12 protein-coding genes are annotated in these 17,584 nt (G+C 69.1%); 9 read left to right on the top strand and 3 right to left on the bottom strand.

What is annotated here, in order from left to right; all coding sequences use genetic code 11:
- Positions 1–204 precede the first annotated feature (204 nt).
- Positions 205–1,056, bottom strand: a complete 852-nt coding sequence (locus tag ACFY16_RS38140; RefSeq protein ID WP_390651813.1) for an NmrA/HSCARG family protein — start codon at positions 1,054–1,056, stop codon at positions 205–207.
- Between the two features lie 362 nt (positions 1,057–1,418).
- Between ACFY16_RS38140 and ACFY16_RS38135 the strand changes: the two genes are divergently transcribed.
- Together ACFY16_RS38135 and ACFY16_RS38130 are read left to right on the top strand one after the other, a co-directional pair.
- The gene (locus tag ACFY16_RS38135; RefSeq protein ID WP_390651812.1) at positions 1,419–2,120 is read left to right on the top strand and encodes a TetR/AcrR family transcriptional regulator C-terminal domain-containing protein; all 702 of its coding nucleotides are present in this window, start codon (positions 1,419–1,421) and stop codon (positions 2,118–2,120) included.
- 208 nt (positions 2,121–2,328) lie between these two features.
- The gene (locus tag ACFY16_RS38130; RefSeq protein WP_390651811.1) at positions 2,329–3,315 is read left to right on the top strand and encodes an NAD(P)-dependent alcohol dehydrogenase; all 987 of its coding nucleotides are present in this window, start codon (positions 2,329–2,331) and stop codon (positions 3,313–3,315) included.
- A 161-nt stretch (positions 3,316–3,476) separates the two neighbouring features.
- Here the strand turns inward: ACFY16_RS38130 and ACFY16_RS38125 are convergent, their stop codons facing one another.
- Positions 3,477–5,537 carry an alpha-galactosidase gene (locus tag ACFY16_RS38125; protein ID WP_390651810.1) on the bottom strand — a complete coding sequence of 687 codons (2,061 nt, stop codon included), beginning with the start codon at positions 5,535–5,537 and terminating at the stop codon, positions 3,477–3,479.
- Between the two features lie 74 nt (positions 5,538–5,611).
- Between ACFY16_RS38125 and ACFY16_RS38120 the strand changes: the two genes are divergently transcribed.
- The 7 genes from ACFY16_RS38120 to ACFY16_RS38090 all read left to right on the top strand — a co-directional run bounded on the left by ACFY16_RS38120 (position 5,612) and on the right by ACFY16_RS38090 (position 15,091).
- Positions 5,612–6,766: an ROK family protein gene (locus ACFY16_RS38120; protein WP_390651809.1), complete on the top strand. Its 1,155-nt coding sequence runs from the start codon at positions 5,612–5,614 to the stop codon at positions 6,764–6,766.
- Between the two features lie 66 nt (positions 6,767–6,832).
- Entirely contained in the window at positions 6,833–8,101 is a 1,269-nt protein-coding gene (locus tag ACFY16_RS38115) for an ABC transporter substrate-binding protein (RefSeq protein ID WP_390651808.1), read from the top strand.
- A gap of 5 nt (positions 8,102–8,106) precedes the next feature.
- Positions 8,107–9,084, top strand: a complete 978-nt coding sequence (locus ACFY16_RS38110) for a carbohydrate ABC transporter permease (protein WP_390651807.1) — start codon at positions 8,107–8,109, stop codon at positions 9,082–9,084.
- 5 nt (positions 9,085–9,089) lie between these two features.
- Entirely contained in the window at positions 9,090–9,929 is an 840-nt protein-coding gene (locus ACFY16_RS38105) for a carbohydrate ABC transporter permease (RefSeq protein ID WP_390651806.1), read from the top strand.
- A 32-nt stretch (positions 9,930–9,961) separates the two neighbouring features.
- Positions 9,962–11,293: a glycoside hydrolase family 27 protein gene (locus ACFY16_RS38100; RefSeq protein ID WP_390651805.1), complete on the top strand. Its 1,332-nt coding sequence runs from the start codon at positions 9,962–9,964 to the stop codon at positions 11,291–11,293.
- 31 nt (positions 11,294–11,324) lie between these two features.
- Positions 11,325–13,688: a glycoside hydrolase N-terminal domain-containing protein gene (locus tag ACFY16_RS38095; protein WP_390651804.1), complete on the top strand. Its 2,364-nt coding sequence runs from the start codon at positions 11,325–11,327 to the stop codon at positions 13,686–13,688.
- Between the two features lie 191 nt (positions 13,689–13,879).
- Entirely contained in the window at positions 13,880–15,091 is a 1,212-nt protein-coding gene (locus tag ACFY16_RS38090) for an SGNH/GDSL hydrolase family protein (protein WP_390651803.1), read from the top strand.
- A 220-nt stretch (positions 15,092–15,311) separates the two neighbouring features.
- On the opposite strand, the gene ACFY16_RS38085 is transcribed toward ACFY16_RS38090, so the two are convergent.
- A complete protein-coding gene (locus tag ACFY16_RS38085) occupies positions 15,312–17,444 on the bottom strand; it encodes an RICIN domain-containing protein (RefSeq protein ID WP_390651830.1) in 2,133 nt (710 codons plus the stop codon).
- Positions 17,445–17,584: the final 140 nt, after the last annotated feature.

Raw genomic sequence — 17,584 nt, 5'->3', positions numbered from 1 at the left:
GGGCTGCTTCAGGGGCTGGCCCATTCCCCAGGGACAGGGTCGAGGAAGGCGCGCATGTCGGCCGTGATGCGGTCGAGGCCCACGGACCGTGACCTCGTTCTCCCCCCACGTCGTCGGATTTGGGCCGCGGCTGGATGCTCGATCCCGATCGTCGGGTCGGCCTCGGTCCACCCTCAGGGGCGTCTTCCAGGCGGATGGACGGGTTCAGCGTGCGGTTTCCCACGTGCGGTGCGCCCAGTCTGCGAAGTGGGTCCAATGAACCTCCGGGTGAGCATCGTGGAGTGCGGGGATGTCGACGCGATAGCCAGGTCCGTTCAGAAACGTCCACATCGCATGCATATCCGGATTGCCGATCGCCGCCAGCGGTACTTGTTCATGGCGGACTTCCCGTCCCAGCGCAGCACTGAGCGAGGCCGCCATCTGCCTGGGAGTGGGTGCGTCGCCTGCGAGCTCGATACGCTGCCCGACGTAGGGAACGGGGTTGAGCAGCACTTCTGCCGCGAACGAGCCAAGGTCGGGGCGGGCAAGCTGCTGCAACGGTCGATCGGGCGGCAACGGCAGATCAAGAACGCCTTCGAGGATGCGCTCCGCTCCCCCCAGCGCGTTGTCGAAGAAATACGTCGGCCCCAGAATCGTGTACGGCACATCGCCGGCGGCCAGTTCCGCCTCGATGCGCGCCTTGCTGTCGAAATGCGGCACCCCACTCTCCTGGTCGGCCCCAGCCACAGAGCTGAACACAAGATGCGGGACGCGCTCCTCCGTTGCGGCGGAGAGGATCGCCCGCCCCTGGCCCACCTCCGCCTCCACGCCGGCCTCGAAGGGAGTGGTGAGCGCGAAGACACCCGCCACCCCGCTCATCGCCGTGGCGAGCGACCCACGATCACTCAGCGACCCGGCCACCACTTCGACGCCCTGCTCGGCCAGTTCCCGCGCGCTTCTCCGGTTCGGGTCACGAACAAGTGCCCGGACCCGGGCCCGGCGGCCCAGCAGCGCGTCGGTCACAGCCCTGCCCTGTCCGCCGGTTGCAGCAAGCACCAAGATCGGCTCGTCGACCATCGGAGAACTCCCTTCCTCGCACGTGGAAATGGGCCAACAACCGGCCCAACGGCAACTATCCGCCGCGGACGACACACCGGGCATCACGGCGCGCCCGAGGAGCGCGAGAAGGGCGCTGGCGGGCTTGTCCCGTGCACGCACAGTCATGCCGATCGTGCGACCGCCGCCCAGCGTTCCCCATCTGGGGAGCTCGACGTCGCGTCGGAGGGTTGTGCGGACCGCGCGCACCAAGCGGTTCATGGGTACCACCGGGTCGTCATGGGTGTACGGCGTACGCCTGTGGTGGGAATGCGCTGGGTGGACGCTGTACCTTCGTCAAGGGCATGAGGGGTCAGCTCCGGGCCTTGCCCGTACGAGAGGGGATGGTGAAGATAACCACGCAGGTCGGCGCCACCGCGCAACCCCGTGCGCCGTTGAGCAAGGAGCGGGTTCTGAGTGCTGCCGTCGTCCTGGCCGACGAAGGCGGAGTCGACGCGCTCAGCATGCGCAGGATCGCGCAGGCACTCGGTGTCGTGCCCATGGCGCTGTACAAGCACGTGGCCAACAAGAACGAGTTGCTGGACGGCATGATCGACGCCCTCGTCGGCGAGATCGACCCGCCGGTCGGTGACACCGACTGGAAGACCGCCATTCGCCTGCGGGTGCTGTCGGCCCGCCGCATGCTGCTGCGTCACCCGTGGGCACCCGAGGTCATGGAGTCGCGGATCAAGGCGCGGACCGCCCCGACCCCTGCGGTCATGGAGTATCTGGACTCGATGATCGGGATCTTCCGGGCCGGGGGGTTCTCGATCGACCTGGTCCATCACGCGATGCACGTCATGGGAAGCCGACTGCTGGGCTTCTCCCAGGAGCTGTTCGATGACAACTCCGACCGCGAGCCGGATCCGGACGCGATGCCGCCCGAGGAGATGGCGGCGCGCTACCCCCACATCACCGAACTGGCCATGGCGGTCGCCCACGACCAGGGATCCGTCGTCGGCTCGGGCTGCGACGACCAGTTCGAGTTCGAGTTCGCCCTGGATCTGACGCTGGACGGACTCGAGCGGCTCCGGGGCACGATCTGATCCACCGACGAAGGACCCCGGCAGCACCAGCCTGAGGTCTTCAGCCGTCACCGCCGCCCAGATGCGCCACCTTTGCCGCTGCACTCCTCTGCATCCCTTGACGGGTGTACGGCGTACACCTACCGTGAGGTGTACGCCGTACGCTCGCAGCGTCCGCTACTGGTCCTCGGGCCCGACCCGGCGATCACGAGGTGATGGGGGAGACCGGATGAAGGCGATCATTCAAGAGCGGTTCGGCCCGCCGGACATACTGCGGCTGGCGGACACCGACCGGCCGGACGTCGGTTCCAACCAGGTGCTGGTACGGGTGCACGCCGCCGCCCTCAACCCCTACGACTGGCACATGATGCGCGGCGACCCGTTCGTGGCGCGGCTGACGGGAGTCGGGCTGACCCGGCCGAAGTCCCGGGTGGCCGGGATCGACGCGGCCGGACGGGTGGAGGCGGTCGGTTCCCACGTATGTGGGCTCAGGCCCGGCGACGAGGTAATGGGTTTCTGCCCGGGCTCCTTCGCCGAGTACGCGCTCACCACCGCGGACCTACTGGTCCCCAAGCCCGCCGGCCTGACCTACGAGCAGGCCGCGGCCGTGCCGATGGGGGCGGTGACCGCGCTGCGTGGTATCCGGACCGTGGGCCAGGTGCAGGCCGGGCAGCGGGTGCTGGTCAACGGGGCCGCCGGTGGCGTGGGCACGTTTGCCGTGCAGATAGCCGCAGCCCTGGACGCGGAGGTCACCGGGGTGTGCAGCGCCCGCAACGCCGACCTGGTGCGCTCCCTGGGTGCCGCGCACGTAGTCGACTACAACCGGGAGGATTTCACCGACGGGCGCGTGCACTACGACGTGATCCTGGACAACGTGGGCAACCGCCCGTTGAGCCGGCTGCGCCGGGCGCTCACCCCGACCGGGACGCTGGTGGCCAACGGCGGCGGCTCGCCGGGCCACGTGTTCGGAGTGATGGGCTCCATGCTGCAGCTGATCGCGGTCGACGCGTTCGTCCGGCAGCGGCTCCGCCCGATCCTGCCGGCGGCCCCGGCCGGGCGGACCCACGAGGACCTGCTCGCCGTCACCGCGTTCATCGAGGCCGGCAAGCTCAGCCCGGTGGTCGACCGGACCTACCCCCTGGCCGACACTGCCGAGGGCGTGCGCCATGTGGAGCAGGGCCACGCCCGCGGCAAGGCCGTGGTCACCATGCCGTGAGCGTGCGTAGCGACGGTTCGAGCCGTGCACTCCGCCTTGTACCGCGTGTCAGCAGGGGGCGGATCGAGCCATGGAGTTTGTCCGGTTCGGCGGCCCTGGTGTCGAAGGAGATCCAGAACTGGCCCCCGGCCGGACACCGAACCCCAGCCGGGGAGCCCGGCTCACCGGCGCGTCAGTCGAACCACCGTGCTCGGCCGGTCGCCCTTCGGCAGGTGCAGCGGCAGCCCGTGTGTGAGCAGGGTCGCCGCGTCGTACTCGGTGCCGGTGTCTTCGTCGACGTAGACCGCGGACGGAGAGAGGTCGGCCAGGCGCAGGGAGCGGCTGCGGCCCCAGGCGATCACCACGACCTTCTCGCCCGCCCGGTGCTGCACGGCGTCCGCCAGGCGGTACTGCTCGCCGTGCTGCACGACCGGGCGGATCTGCTTGTAGAGCGCCACCAGGTCGCGGGCCTCGGCGAGTTCGGCCTCGGTCCAGCGCGAGAGGTCGCCGCCGATGCCGAGCGCGCCCGCCATCGCGACGTGGAAGCGGTAGGTGAGCGGGGTGGTGCGTCCGGTGTGCGGGTTGGGACTGTCAGTGACCCAGGCGGCCATGGTGCGCGCCGGGTAGATCTGGCTGTAGCCGTGCTGGATGGCGATCCGGTCGTCGGCGTCGGTATTGTCAGAGATCCAGGTCTGGTCGGTGCGGGCCAGCATGCCGAGGTCGGCGCGGCCGCCGCCGCCCGAGCAGCCCTCGATGCGCAGGCCGGGGTGGGCGCGGCGCAGCCGGTCGATCACCGTGTACACGCCCCGTGTGTGGTCGCTCCACAGCCGTTCGGCGTCGGGGTTGCCGGGCCAACCCGCCTCGGTGAGCGCGCGGTTCATGTCCCACTTGAGGAAGTCGATCGCGTTCGTGGCGACGAGCTGGTCGAGCCATGTGAACGCCCACTCGGTGACGTCGCTGCGGGCGAAGTTGAGGACGAGCTGGTGGCGCAGTTCGGTGCGGCGGCGGTGCGGCATGTGCAGGACCCAGTCAGGGTGTTCGCGGTAGAGGTCGCTGTCCGGGTTGGTCATCTCCGGCTCCACCCAGAGGCCGAAGCGCATTCCGAGCCGGCGGACCTCCTCGACCAGCGGGCCGAGTCCGTGCGGGAACCGCTCGGGGTTCGGGTGCCAGTCGCCGAGCCCGGCCCGGTCGCTGGTGCGGCGACCGAACCAGCCGTCGTCCACGACGAACAGCTCGACGCCCAGCGTGGCCGCGCGTTCGGCCAGGGCCCGTTGGCCCTCCAGGGTGACGTCCCAGCCGGTCGCCTCCCAGGAGTTGTAGACCACGGGGCGCAGCTCGTCGGGGCGTGGCAGTACATGCTCCGTGACGTACCGGTGCCAGCCGCGGCTCGTTCCTCCGAAGCCGCCACGGCTGAACTGCCCTGCGAACGTGGGGGTTTTGTGGCTCTCTCCGGGTTGCAGCCGCCACGTCAGGCCGTCGTGCCCGGCGCCTCCGGTGATCGTGAACGGGCCGCCGGTGTGGTCGCGGTGCGTGGTGATGCGCCAACTCCCCGACCAGGCAAGGACCATGCTCCATACGTCGCCACGAGTCTCGTCCGCGTCGCCGGCGTCGACCATCACCCAGGGGTTGCCGTAGTGGCCCGAGAGGCCGCGCCGACTCGTGAACACGGTTTCGGCGTACGGGGCTTCGGTGCGGCGCAGCTGTGTCTCGCCCGCCCACTCGCCCACGGTGTGGCTCAGCCGCACGCCGGACGCGGCGGGAACGGACCAGCAGGCGGCGTCGCAGCGCAGGACCTCGATCGGCGCATCGGCCTCGTCCGTGCCCAAGTGCCGGACGGTAAGGGACCGTTCGACGACGTCGCTGTCCTCGTGGACCGCGTAGTGCAGCGTGCAGGCGAGTGGGTAGTGGCGGTCGCGCAGTCGCAGATGCAGCCGGTTGCCCTCGATCTCATGGCCCTCGTGCACCCACTCGACGCAGCGCGCTCCGTTCGCGTACCGCACGAGCAGGGAGGGCACGCCGAACCGCGCGCCACCCTCAACGGCCAGCTCCTCACCGCTGGTTGAGGCGAAACTGCTGGTCACCCCGTCATGCGTGGGCAGGGCGGCGGCCTGGGCCGGTGTGAGGGGCGGACCCCAGTGCACGTGCTGTGGGGTGTCGTCCGCGCCGATGCGCAGCGCGTACGAGGTGGCGGGAGTGGTGAGCAGATACGTGCGACTGGACGCGTCGTAGGACACCTGTGACATGAGCCGGGAGCTTAGATCTCAACTCCTCGAATTTAAATATTGACGAAGGAAATTATTGCCCCTACGTTTCCCCCATGTTGCTGAACCGAGCGAAGTTGCTCGCGTCTCCGGCGGCCAACACGGTGTTCACGACGGTGCTCACACGTGGTCCGGTCGTCCGCCCGGAGATCGCCCGGATCACCGGTCTCTCCTCCGCCGCCGTCACCAAGGCGGTCAAGCCGATGATCGAGGCCGGATACCTGGAGGAACTGCCGCGCGGTGAGCGGGCCGCCGAGGGTGCGGGCCGCCCCGCACACCCTCTCGCAGTCCGCGCCGACCGGGAGTTCTTTGTGGGCGTCAAGGTCACCGCCGATGAACTCATCGGCGTGGTCACGGACTTGAGGGCGCAGGTGCGCGCGGTTCGGCGCCGGACCGTGTCCGGGCGGTCCGTCGAACACGTCGTCGGCGACATCGCCGCCCTCGTGCGGGAGCTGAGCCCCGCGCACGCCGAGCGCACGCACCACATCGGGCTGTCCGTCTCGGGTGACGTGGACCGGCCGGGCGGTGTCGTGCGGTACTCGCCGTTCCTCGGCTGGCGCGACGTTCCGCTGGCCGAACTCGTCGCCTCGGCCACCGCGTTGACAGTGACGGTCGAGAACGACGTGAAGGCGCTGACCGTCGCCGAGCAGTGGTTCGGCGAGGGTGTGGGCGCCGACTCCTTCGCCCTGGCCACTGTCGGCGTCGGCATCGGGTGTGCTCTCGTCGTCAACGGCCGCCTGGTGGCGGGCGGTTATGGGGTGGCGGGGGAGATCGGCCACATCCCGGTGGCCGCCGGCGACGGACCCGCGTGCCACTGCGGATCCCGCGGCTGCGTCGAGGCGATCGCCTCCGAGGAGGCCATCGTCGCCCGCGCCCGGACGGTCTCGGGCGACCCGACGCTCGACATGACCGGCGCCATCGACCGCGCCCACGGCGGCGACGCCGCGGTGCGTGCGGTGTTCGCCGAGGCGGGCCAGGCCATCGGGCTCGGCCTCGCCGCCATGGTCAACCTGGTCGGACCCGAGCGGGTCGTCGTCTCCGGTGAGGGACTCGCCGCGTACGACCTGTTCGAGGAGCAGATCCGCGCCGCCTTCACCACCCAGGCCTTCGGAGCCGCCGCTCGCTGCCCTCTCGTCGTACGTCCCCTGCCCTGGGAGGAATGGGCGCGCGGAGCCGCCGCCGTCAGCGTCCAGTCCCTCTTCGCCGCGTGATGTCGCGCGATGCCGAGTGAAAGCGCCTCGCAACTCCCCCGAGCCGTTCCCCGGAAGGACCCTGTCATGACAACCAGCTCCGCTCTGAGCCGCCGCGGATTCCTCGGCACCTCGCTGCTGTTCGTGGCCGGCACCGCCGTCGCCTGCTCCAGCGACCCGCAGGGCACCGCCGCCGCCAAGGGCGCCAAGGTCACCCTCACACAGTGGTACCACCAGTACGGCGAGGAGGGCACGCAGGCCGCGGTGAAGCGGTACGCCGAGGAATTCACCAAGGCCCACCCCGACATCGCGATCAACGTGGTGTGGGGCGCCGACGTCTCCCAGTACGAGACCAAGCTCAACGCCGCGCTCCTCGGCGACGACGCCCCCGACATCTTCGAACTCGGCGACTTCCGCGCGGAGATGGCCCGCAAGGGACAGCTCGAACCCCTCGACGACGTGTACGGCGTCGCCAAGGACGGCTTCAACAAGGCCGACCTCGACTACCTCACCGTCGACGGCAAGCTCTACGGCATCAAGACCATCGACGACATCATGGTGCTCTACTACCGCAAGTCGATGCTGAAGAAGGCGGGGGTCACCCCGCCCACCACCTTCGCCGAACTGGTCGACGCCGCGAAGAAGTTGACGTCCGGCGACGTGAAGGGTCTGTTCATCGGCAACGACGGCATCGGCGACAGCCCCTACCTGCTCGCCTGGTCCCAGGGCGTCGACCTCATCGACGGGGACAAGGTCGTCTACGCCGACGCCGCGCGGTCCCTCGGCGGCCTGCGCGACCTGCACTCCGACAAGTCGATCCTGCTCGGCTTCACCACCGACTGGTACGACGCCGGGGCCTTCACCCAGGGCGCAGTCGCCATGCAGTGGTGCGGCCTGTGGGCGCAGCCCGTCATCGAGAAGGCACTCGACGACGACTTCGGGGTGGTGCCCTGGCCCGCGTACGACTCCTCCGGCACGCCCGTCGCCAGGCTCGGCGGCTGGACGCAGGTGATCCACGCCAAGAGCAAGCACGTTGCCGAGGCCAAGAAGTACCTCCAGTGGCTGTGGATCAAGCAGACCGAGATCCAGATCGACTGGGCTGTCAAGTACGGCTTCCATGTGCCACCACAGACTGACGTCGCCGCGAGAACCCCTGAGTTGAGCAAGGGTGCCGCCAAGGACGCCGCCGGGATCGCGGCCAAGTACGGCGTCTCCTTCCCCGCCGAGTGGACCCAGGCCATGCAGACCGGGTTCATCGCCGCGGCCGCCGACATAGCCAACGGCGCGGCACCGGAGAAGACCCTCGAGAAGGCCCAATCGAAGGCACAGTCCGACCTCGACAAGCAGATGGGCTGAGGATCATGCCCGCCACCGGCACCACGCTCCTGCGCAAGAGTGCCGCCCGGCCGGCGCCCGCCCCGGCGCCGCGCCGACGACGGCTGACCGAACGGCAGTCGAAGGCCCTCGCCTTCGGCGTACTGACCGCGCCGATGCTGATCGGCCTCGGCGTCTTCCGCTACGTCGCGATCGGCTGGAGCTTCCTGCTCAGCTTCAGCGAGGCGCGCCGCACCATCTCGCTGGGCAACTGGGTCGGCTTAGACAACTACCAACAGCTGCTCAGCGACGAGCGCTTCCGTGACTCGCTCACGATGATCGTGCTGTTCACCGCGTTCATCGTGCCCCTCACCTTCACCGGGTCCCTGGGCCTCGCCGTGCTCGTCAACCGGGTGCGGCGCGGCCGGGCCTTCTTCCGCACGGCGTTCCTGCTGCCGGCCGCCGTCAGCTATGTCGCCGCCGCGATGATCTGGAAGATGGCCCTGTTCAGCGGGGTGCCGTCCGGCCTCGCCAACACCCTCGGCGCGCTCTTCGGCGCCGACGCCACCCCGTGGATCCAGACGCAGAGCCCGCCCCTGTACTGGATCGTGCTCGTCACGCTGCGTCTGTGGCTCCAAGTCGGCCTCTACATGATCCTGTTCATCGCCGGACTCCAGGCCATCCCGCAGCACCTCTACGAGGCCGCCGCCCTCGACGGCGCCGGGCCATGGCGCACCTTCCGCAGCATCACCTTCCCCATGCTGCGCAACACGTCGGTCGCTGTCCTGCTGCTCATGCTCATCGCGGCCCTCCAGGCCTTCGACGAGTTCTACGCGATCTTCTCCACCGGCGCCGCGCTCGGCAGCGAACCCGTGCGCACCCCGCTCATGCACCTGTACGGCGTCGCCCTCCAGGACCAGGACTACGGCGTCGGCTCCGCCGGTGCCTTCCTGCTCACCCTCCTGATCGTGCTGGTCACGCTGCTCCAGGGCCGGATCCTCGGGTTCGCCCGCGACAAGGACTGAAGCCCATGAACCGTTTCCGAGGGAGCGTGCTCGGCTCAGCCGCCACGTATGTCGTGCTCTGTCTGCTGGCCGCGATCTTCCTGATCCCGTTCTACGTTCTGCTGCGCAATGCCTTCATGACGACGCCGGAGATCATCGCCACCGACTGGCACTGGCTGCCGTCCTCACTGAACTGGGACAACTTCACCGCCCTGTTCGACAACCCGGAGCGGCCGTTCGGCCGGTCTTTGGTCAACTCGCTGCTGATCGCCGTCATCACGGCGCCGGTGTCGACGCTGCTCGCCTCGATGGCCGGGTACGCGCTGGCCCGGATCGCGGTGCCGGGCCGGGCGGTCGTCCTGGCGCTCATCGTCGGCACGCTGATGATCCCGCAGGCCGTCACGTTCCTGCCCACATTCGTGGTGGTCGGCTCCATGGGCGGTGTGAACACGATGTGGGGCCTGATCGCGCCGGGCGTGTTCAACGCGTTCGCAGTCATCCTCTTCCGCAGCTTCTATCTGTCCTTCCCCGCCGAGATCGAGGAGGCGGGCCGCCTTGACGGCCTCAGCTACCTCGGCGTCTACGGGCGCATCATCCTGCCCAACTCGGTCACGATGATCGCCTCCCTCGGGGCGCTGTCCTTCATCGAGGCGTGGAACTCGTTCCTGTGGCCGCTGATGATCGGCCAGGACCCGAACAGCTGGACCGTACAGATCGCGCTCTCCAGCTTCCTCACCTCCCAGACCGTCAATCTGCCCGAACTGTTCGCGGGCACGGCCGTCGCGATCCTGCCGCTGGTGGTCATGTTCCTGGTCGCCCAGCGCCACATCGTCCAGGGCATCGCGATGTCCGGTCTCAAGTCCTGAACTGTTTCTCCACCCTTCCGGAGGTACTCGCAGTGACAAGAACCACCCGCCGCGCCGCGCTCGCCGCCGCCTGCGCCCTGCCGCTCGCCCTCACTCTGCCGTCCGCCGACGCCCAGGCGAAGACCCCGTACATGAAGCCCTTCATGGGCTGGAGCAGCTGGAGCGTGGAGTCCTCGTCGCGCAGCGGCTACGGCACCCACTGGCTCAACGAAGGCAACATCAAGAACGCCGCCGACTCTCTCAGCAGCAAGCTGTCCTCGGCCGGGTACAAGAACCTGAACATCGACGCCGGCTGGAACTTCGACTACGACTGGAACTTCCACACCGACGCCAACGGCATCCCGAACGCCGACAAGGACCGCTTCCCCAGCGGGATGCTCGCGCTGTCCGACTACGTCCACGGCAAGGGCCTCAAGCTCGGCCTGTACGGCGCCGCCGGCCTGGAGCAGGAGGTGTACAACAAGAACGCGCCGATCCTCGGCACCGACTGTCATGCCCGCGACATCGCGGTGCAACCGCTCACCGCGACCAACAAGTGGGGCGGCAACTGGAAGATCGACTACAGCAACCCGTGCGCGCAGGACTACATCGACTCCATCGTCGCCCGGTACGCCTCCTGGGGCATCGACTTCATCAAGATCGACGGTGTGACGAAGGACAACGTCGAGGACATCAAGGCCTGGTCCACCGCGATCGACCACAGCGGCCGCAGCATGTGGCTGTCCGCCAGTGCCTGGCCCGTGGACATCGAGGCCGCCGACGGCCTGAAGCCCTACGCGAACGGTGTCCGCGTCGACACCGACGTCGAGTGCTACTGCGAGACCACCAGCACGTGGACCAGCTCCGTCGACGACCGCTTCACGGACCTGCCCAAGTGGCTGCCCAAGCTGGCCGCTCCCGGCTACCTCGCCGACCTCGACTCGATGCCGATCAACAACAACACCGGCAGCGGACTGCAGGACGGCCTGAACGACATCGAGCGACAGACCGTCATGACGTTCTGGTCGATGGCGTCGTCCCCGCTGTACGTCGGCGGCGACATCTGGTTCCTCGACGACAAGGCCAAGGCCGTCCTGACCAACCCGGAAGTCATCGCCGTCGACCAGGCGGCCGTCCTGCCCAAGCAGATCCGCTCCGGCGACACGCAGGTATGGACGAAGAACATCGGCAAGGACACCTACCTCGCGGTCTACAACCTCGGCTCCTCGGCCACGGACATCTCCGTGAACCTCGGCGACCTGGGTCTGTCCGGCACCAGGCATCTGCGCGACCTCGTCGACCGCAAGGACCTCGGCACGGCCAAGCGGTCCTGGACCGCGACGGATGTGCCGGCACACGGCTCCCGCCTGATCAAGCTGTCCTAGCCGCCCGCCGCTTACCGGCAAGGAGCCGCACATGAGCAATGGACACCCCTCCAGACGCCTGGTCCTCGGCCTGGGCGCCGCCCTGGCCCTGAACGCGCTGCCCGCCTTCACCGCGCACGCCGCACCGAGCCGCCCCACGATCTCCCCGCTCGTCCCCGCCGACGCCGCCACGACCCTGTGGTACCCGGAGCCCGCCGATGAGGACGTCCTCATCGAGCAGGGCCTGCCCCTGGGCAACGGCCGCATCGGCGCCCTCGTCGGCGCCGACCCAGCCCGCGAGCTGTTCCACGTCACCGACGCAACGCTGTGGACCGGCGGCGCCAACGCGACCCTCGACTCCGACGGCCAATTCCCCTACGGACGCGACGACTTCGGCAGCTTGACCCTCCTGGCCCGCGTCATGCTCCACATGCCGGGCCACGAGTTCTCCGCCGTCACCGGCTACCGGCGGACCCTCGACCTCAGCAACGGCCTGGTCACCACCACGTACACCAAGGACAAGGTCCGCTACGTCCGAGAGATGTTCGCCAGTGCCGCGGACGACACCATCGTCGTCCGGCTCAGCCAGAGCGGCGGCGGATCCCTGAGCGGAGCCCTCATCCTCTCCGGCACGCACGGCGAGACGACCGGCGTGGACAAGGACCGGCACCTCGCGTCCTTCTCGTCGTCCTTCGCCAACGGGCTGCGCTACGCCGCCGCCGTGGCTGCCGCCGGGGACGGCACCGTCGCCGCCATCGGCACCCGCGTCACGTTCACCGACTGCACCGAGGTCACCCTCGTCATCAGCGGCGGCACCGACTACGCGCCGGACCACGCCGCCGGCTACCGCGACCCGGGCGCCGACCCGCTCGCCCTCGCGCAGTCCAAGGCCCTTGCGGCGGCTCGGATATCGGGCAGTCGGCTGCGGGACACACACGTCGCCGACTACCGGTCCCGCTACGACCGGCTCACACTCGACCTCGGCGACTCCGGCACGCGGCAGCGCCGCCTCGACACCTGGTCGCGGTTGAAGGCGCGGGCCGCCGACGGGGCGGTGCCCGACCCCGAACTGGAGGCGAGCTACCTGCAGTTCGGCCGCTATCTGGCCATCTGCGGCTCGCGCGACGGCCTGCCCATGGGTCTGCAGGGGCTGTGGCTGGAGGGCAACACTCCTGACTGGATGGGCGATTACCACACCGACATCAACATCCAGATGAACTACTGGCTGCCCGACCGCGCCGGCATCGGCGACACCTTCACCGCCTTCGCCGACTACTGCCTGGCTCAGCTTCCCGCCTGGAGCGAGGTCACGCGGCAGAATTTCCAGGACTCCCGCAACCGCTACCGCAACACCTCGGGCAAGGTCGCGGGCTGGACGGTGGCCTTCTCCACCAACCCGTACGGCGGCCTGGGGTGGTGGTGGCACCCGGCCGGCAACGCCTGGCTGTGCGAATCCCTCTACGAGCACTACGAGTTCACGCAGGACACGAAGTATCTCGCGCGGATCATGCCACTGCTCAAGGGAGCCTGCGAGTTCTGGGAGGCGCGGCTGATCACGACGACGGTCGACGGTCGCGAGGTCCTGATCGACGACCACGACTGGTCACCCGAGCACGGACCGCAGGACGCCCGCGGCATCACCTACACCCAGGAACTCCTGTGGTCCCTCTTCGGCCACTACGAGGAGGCGTGCCGCACGCTCGACGGCGACCTCGAACACGCCGCTGCGGTGGGGGAGGTGCGGGAGCGTCTGTATCTTCCGCGCGTCAGCCCGAAGTCCGGCTGGCTCGAGGAGTGGATGAGCGAGGACAACCTCGGCGAAACCACCCACCGCCACCTCTCGCCGCTGATCGGCCTGTTCCCCGGCGACCGCATCCGCCCGGACGGCGGTGACCCCGAACTCCTCAAGGGCGCGACGGAGTTGCTCACCGCACGCGGCATGGAGAGCTATGGATGGGCCTGCGCCTGGCGGGCCGCCTGCTGGGCGCGGCTCAAGAACGCCGACAAGGCCTACCAGCTGCTGCTCACCAATCTGCGGCCCTGGTCGGGCGGCGACACCGGCACGGCGATGAACTTCTTCGACATGTACCGGGTGTCGGACACCCGCGCGATCTTCCAGATCGACGCCAACCTCGGCACTCCCACCGCCATGCTGGAGATGCTCGTCCACTCCCGCCCCGGCCACATCGACCTGCTCCCGGCATTGCCCGACGCCTGGGCCGGCTCAGGATCACTCAAGGGAGCCGGAGCCCGCGGGGGATTCACGGTGGACGTGTCCTGGAGGCACGGCCGCGTACGCGAGGTGACGCTGCGCAGTGTCGGAGGCCGCAGGACCACGGTCACCGCGGGCGCGAAGAGCACGACCGTGACCCTGAAGCCCGGCGAGACGGTGACGCTGACGGAACTCGTGGACTGAACGGTCGGGCACGACGACCATCTGGCACGCGCCGATGGTGTTGCCCGGGGGCGTCCGGACCGCCCGGACGCCCCCGCGCAGCACCGGGCCGCAATCCCTGTCGCGCAGGAACGACGAGACGAGCGGAGAAAGCTGCGATGTTCCCCAAGAAGCAGACCCAAGCGGCGAATCGTGGGCCGCGACTCAGACTCATGGTCGGCACGCTGCTCGTGCTCGTGCTCGCGGTCGTCCCGCTGGGCACCGCGAGCGCGGTCACGCCGTCGTCGTACGGCAAGGCCACCCGGGTCAGCGCCTGGTCGCCCAGCATGACGACCGGCGGCCCGTCCTTCGAGAACCAGACCATTCGGATGGTGGTGCACAGCAGCGTCGCGGGCTCGGGCGCCCGGATCACGCTGTCGAACCGGTACAGCCCCGAGCCGCTCGACGTCGGAGCCGTTGACCTGGCCGTCCAGGCGAGCGGCGGCGCGGCGAAGCCCGGAACCAGTCGGCGCATCACCTTCGGTGGGTCGCGGCAGGTGACGATCACCGCCGGTGACGAGGTGGTGAGCGACGCAGTCCCGATCTCGGTCGAGGCCGGCCAGAACCTCCTGATCAGCCTCTACGTCCCCGGCAGCACCGGCATGTCGACCTGGCACTCGGACGCGTTCGACACGACCTCCGTAGCTTCCGGCGACCACACCGGCGACGAGAGCGCCGCCGCGTTCGCGACCACCACGACGTCCTGGTACTACCTGGCGGGTCTCGACGTCCTGTCCTCGACAGCGAAGGGCGCTGTCGTCGCCTTCGGCGACTCCATCACCGACGGCTACCACTCCTCGACCGGCACGTACACCCGATGGCCGGACTTCCTCGGCCGCCGTCTCGCCGCCGAGCCGGGCCCGCAGAAGCTGAGCGTCGTCGACGCAGGCATCGGCGGCAACCGCGTACTCACCGACGTCCCCAACCTCTGGCAGGGCATCAGCGCGCTGAAACGCTTCCGTCACGACGCCCTCGGCCAGCCCGGCGTCAAGGACGTGATCCTCTTCGAGGGCATCAACGACATCGGTAACAACGCCGGGCCCGACGGAGGGCCGCTCACCGCCCAGGACCTCATCAACGGCTACCGCACCCTGATCGAAGAAGCGCACGCAGCCCGCGTCCGTGTCATCGGCGCGACCCTGATGCCGGACAAGGGCAATGGTTACTACACGCCCGCCGCCGAGGCGATCCGCCAGAACGTCAACGACTGGATCCGCACCAGCGACGCCTTCGACGGCGTCATCGACTTCGACCGGGCCATGCGCGACCCCGCGGACCCATCGGCCCTCAACCCCGCCTACGACTCGGGCGACCACGTCCACCCCAATGACGCCGGCATGGAGGCCATGTCCGAGGCCATCGACCTCCGACTCCTGCACCACTGACGCAGGGTCCGGCCAGCCCGGGACACCGGCGCCCCCTGCACCACATGCCTACGCACCACGGGCCTCGGCTGCTCGTTGGCGCCGCCGGGGCAGTCCCACGGCTGGACCGCCGTGCCGTCGGTGAGGTGTGTTCGGGTGGACGGCCGTCCCGCCACCCACCGCGAGGCGGAGTGGCGGGACGACCGACGACGGAGCTTGCGTCTTCGGGTGTGCAGGCGCTCTACGGATAGGCCGTCAGGTCGGCCACGTTGGTGGTGGAGTTGGACGGGCCTCCGGTGTTGTTGATGACGTGGCTGATGGTGCCGGTGCCGCCGAGGGAGACGGTCACCATGCTGGTGAAGCGGACGCCCGTGTTGTTCGGGGCCTCGATGGCGTGCGCGGCCGTCACACTCGGATTGACGTTGAAGTAGCAGTAGCTGCCCAGGCCGTAAGCCTGGTGGCTGGTGACGGAGTCCGCGACCTTGTAGGCGGCGTAGCCCTGGGTGGCGCCGTTCATCCAGGCGGCCTGGTTGGGCGGGTCGTAGGGCATTTCGTTCTGGTAGAAGTACGTGCGGCCGCCATTGCCGTTCCAGATGGTCTGGTACTTCTGGTAGTGCTCGACGAACAGGCCGTACATGGTCACGTTGTCGCCGTTGACGATCAGGCCGGTGTCCGCCGTGTTGCTGGTCCAGCCGACGCCGCTGCCGTGGTCGGCGCGCCAGATCCACATGTGGTCGCCGATGACGTTGTCGCTGTTGACGACGAGGCTCGTGGTCGACTTTCCGACGCCCGCGCCGCCGACGCGGAAGTACACATCATGCAGGGAGGTCGGGTCAGCGGCGTGCGTGGCGGACGAGCCGGTCGGCCCGACCTCCATCAGACTCGGCGAGTTGGTGGTGCCCGCGTCGAACAGCAGGCCCGCGACCTTCACGCCGTCGACGTCGGCCACCTTCATCGCGGTGATGCCGTTGTCCGGGACGAAGGTCGCGAGGCCCAGGCCGAGGACGACGGTGTCGGCGCGGTTCACCTGCAGGGTCTGGTCCAAGTGGTACACGCCTGGGGTGACCAGGAGGTTCTTGCCGGCAGCGAGCGCGGCGTTGATCTGGGAGGCGGTGGCGCCCGGTTTGACGACGTAGAAGGTGTCCAGGGACAGCGAGCTGCCGGAGGGGCCGCCTGCCCAGCTGGTCGCCGTGGAGTTGGACCGAAGGGACGGCACGAACACCTGGTAGGCGCCGTTGCCGTCGACGTACAGGAACGGCTTCTCCCGGCTGACCGGGGTCTGGGCGACCGTGGTGTCGGGCGGGCTCGGGAAGCTGGTGCCCGGCACGCCCTGGCTGCCGACGAAGACCATGTTCCAGTTGGCGCCGGTCCAGCTGCCGAGCTGGGAGTTGCGGGTCAGCCACTGCTGCTGGCTGCCGGAGTTGACCTGCCCGTCGACCTTGGTGTCGGCGAGGAGGCCGCCGCTGGACCAGCCGTTGTCGTCCAGGGCGAGGTTGCCGCGCAGGTGCATCCGGCGGTACGGCGCCGCCTGCGAGACCGCCCAACGGTCGCTGCCGCCGGTGGGGTTGACGGAGAGGTTCTCGGCGCCGCGCCAGAAGTTCTGGGTGGCGTTGCCCTGGAACCAGTCGGCCTCGGCGTGTACCGCGCCGTTGATCGTCACCGCGTCGGGGGTCAGGCCGAGACCCAGCATCTGGGTGTAGAAGCCGACGTTGGCGTCGGCGCTGTAGGAGCCCGGCTTGAACAGGACGGCGTACCGCTGGGAGCCGAACTGGTTGGTCTCCTGCTGCTGGAAGATCGAGTTCAGCCTGCTCTGGATCGTCGAGGACGACATGGACGGGTCGAAGACGACGACGTTCGGACCGAGGTCGGGATCGGCCGTCGACTGGTTCACGGGGACCACCTGGAAGCGCTGGGCGGCGGTGCCGTTGCAGGTGTATTGCACGAACTGCACGCTGTCGGCGGTCGAGGCGCCGGGGTCGTCGAGGCACTTGCCGCTGTTGCGGTTGACGAAGTGGTAGGCGCCGCCGCCCTCGTCGACCGGCAGCCACTGCTGGTTGGCGCCGCCGCCGTAGCCCCACAGATGGACGGGCGCGTTGTCGGCCGTGGATACGTCGGCGACGTCCACGACCTGGCTGGTGTTGTTGCGGTTGTTGATGCGGACGTAGCCGTCGCTGGTGGCGGTGAAGCTCCATTGCTGGGCCGCGGAGCCGTTGCACGAGTACTGCTGTACGACGGTGCCGTTGGCGGTGGCGGCCGCCCTGGCATCCAGGCACCTGCCGCTCGCGGCGTTCATGACGGTGGCGAAGTCGGTGGGCAGTGCGTTGGCCGCGCTCGCGGGCGCGGGTGCGGAGGTGAGCAGGGAGGCGACGGCCACGGTGACCAACGCCGCGGCGGTGGATCTGCGACGGCGCTTGAGTGCGGAGCGCAAGACGGTGAGCACGGGTTCTCCTTGCCGAGCGAAGCGAGAGGGGGGTCCCCGGCCGGAGGCTGGGGGAGGGGCGGCTCATGGTGAGG

Origin of the sequence: Streptomyces sp. NPDC001315 (genome assembly GCF_042896175.1) — a bacterium.
Classification (GTDB): Bacteria; Actinomycetota; Actinomycetes; order Streptomycetales; family Streptomycetaceae; genus Streptomyces.
Note: the sequence above shows the minus strand (reverse complement) of the source record. Positions and strands in the feature narration are given on the sequence as shown.

Excerpts from the sequence above, each read along its gene's own strand:
- ACFY16_RS38140 (WP_390651813.1), bottom strand. The coding sequence starts at position 1,056 with ATGGTCGACGAGCCGATCTTGGTGCTTGCTGCAACCGGCGGACAGGGC.
- ACFY16_RS38135 (WP_390651812.1), top strand. The coding sequence starts at position 1,419 with ATGGTGAAGATAACCACGCAGGTCGGCGCCACCGCGCAACCCCGTGCG.
- ACFY16_RS38130 (WP_390651811.1), top strand. The coding sequence starts at position 2,329 with ATGAAGGCGATCATTCAAGAGCGGTTCGGCCCGCCGGACATACTGCGG.
- ACFY16_RS38125 (WP_390651810.1), bottom strand. The coding sequence starts at position 5,537 with ATGTCACAGGTGTCCTACGACGCGTCCAGTCGCACGTATCTGCTCACC.
- ACFY16_RS38120 (WP_390651809.1), top strand. The coding sequence starts at position 5,612 with ATGTTGCTGAACCGAGCGAAGTTGCTCGCGTCTCCGGCGGCCAACACG.
- ACFY16_RS38115 (WP_390651808.1), top strand. The coding sequence starts at position 6,833 with ATGACAACCAGCTCCGCTCTGAGCCGCCGCGGATTCCTCGGCACCTCG.
- ACFY16_RS38110 (WP_390651807.1), top strand. The coding sequence starts at position 8,107 with ATGCCCGCCACCGGCACCACGCTCCTGCGCAAGAGTGCCGCCCGGCCG.
- ACFY16_RS38105 (WP_390651806.1), top strand. The coding sequence starts at position 9,090 with ATGAACCGTTTCCGAGGGAGCGTGCTCGGCTCAGCCGCCACGTATGTC.
- ACFY16_RS38095 (WP_390651804.1), top strand. The coding sequence starts at position 11,325 with ATGAGCAATGGACACCCCTCCAGACGCCTGGTCCTCGGCCTGGGCGCC.
- ACFY16_RS38090 (WP_390651803.1), top strand. The coding sequence starts at position 13,880 with ATGGTCGGCACGCTGCTCGTGCTCGTGCTCGCGGTCGTCCCGCTGGGC.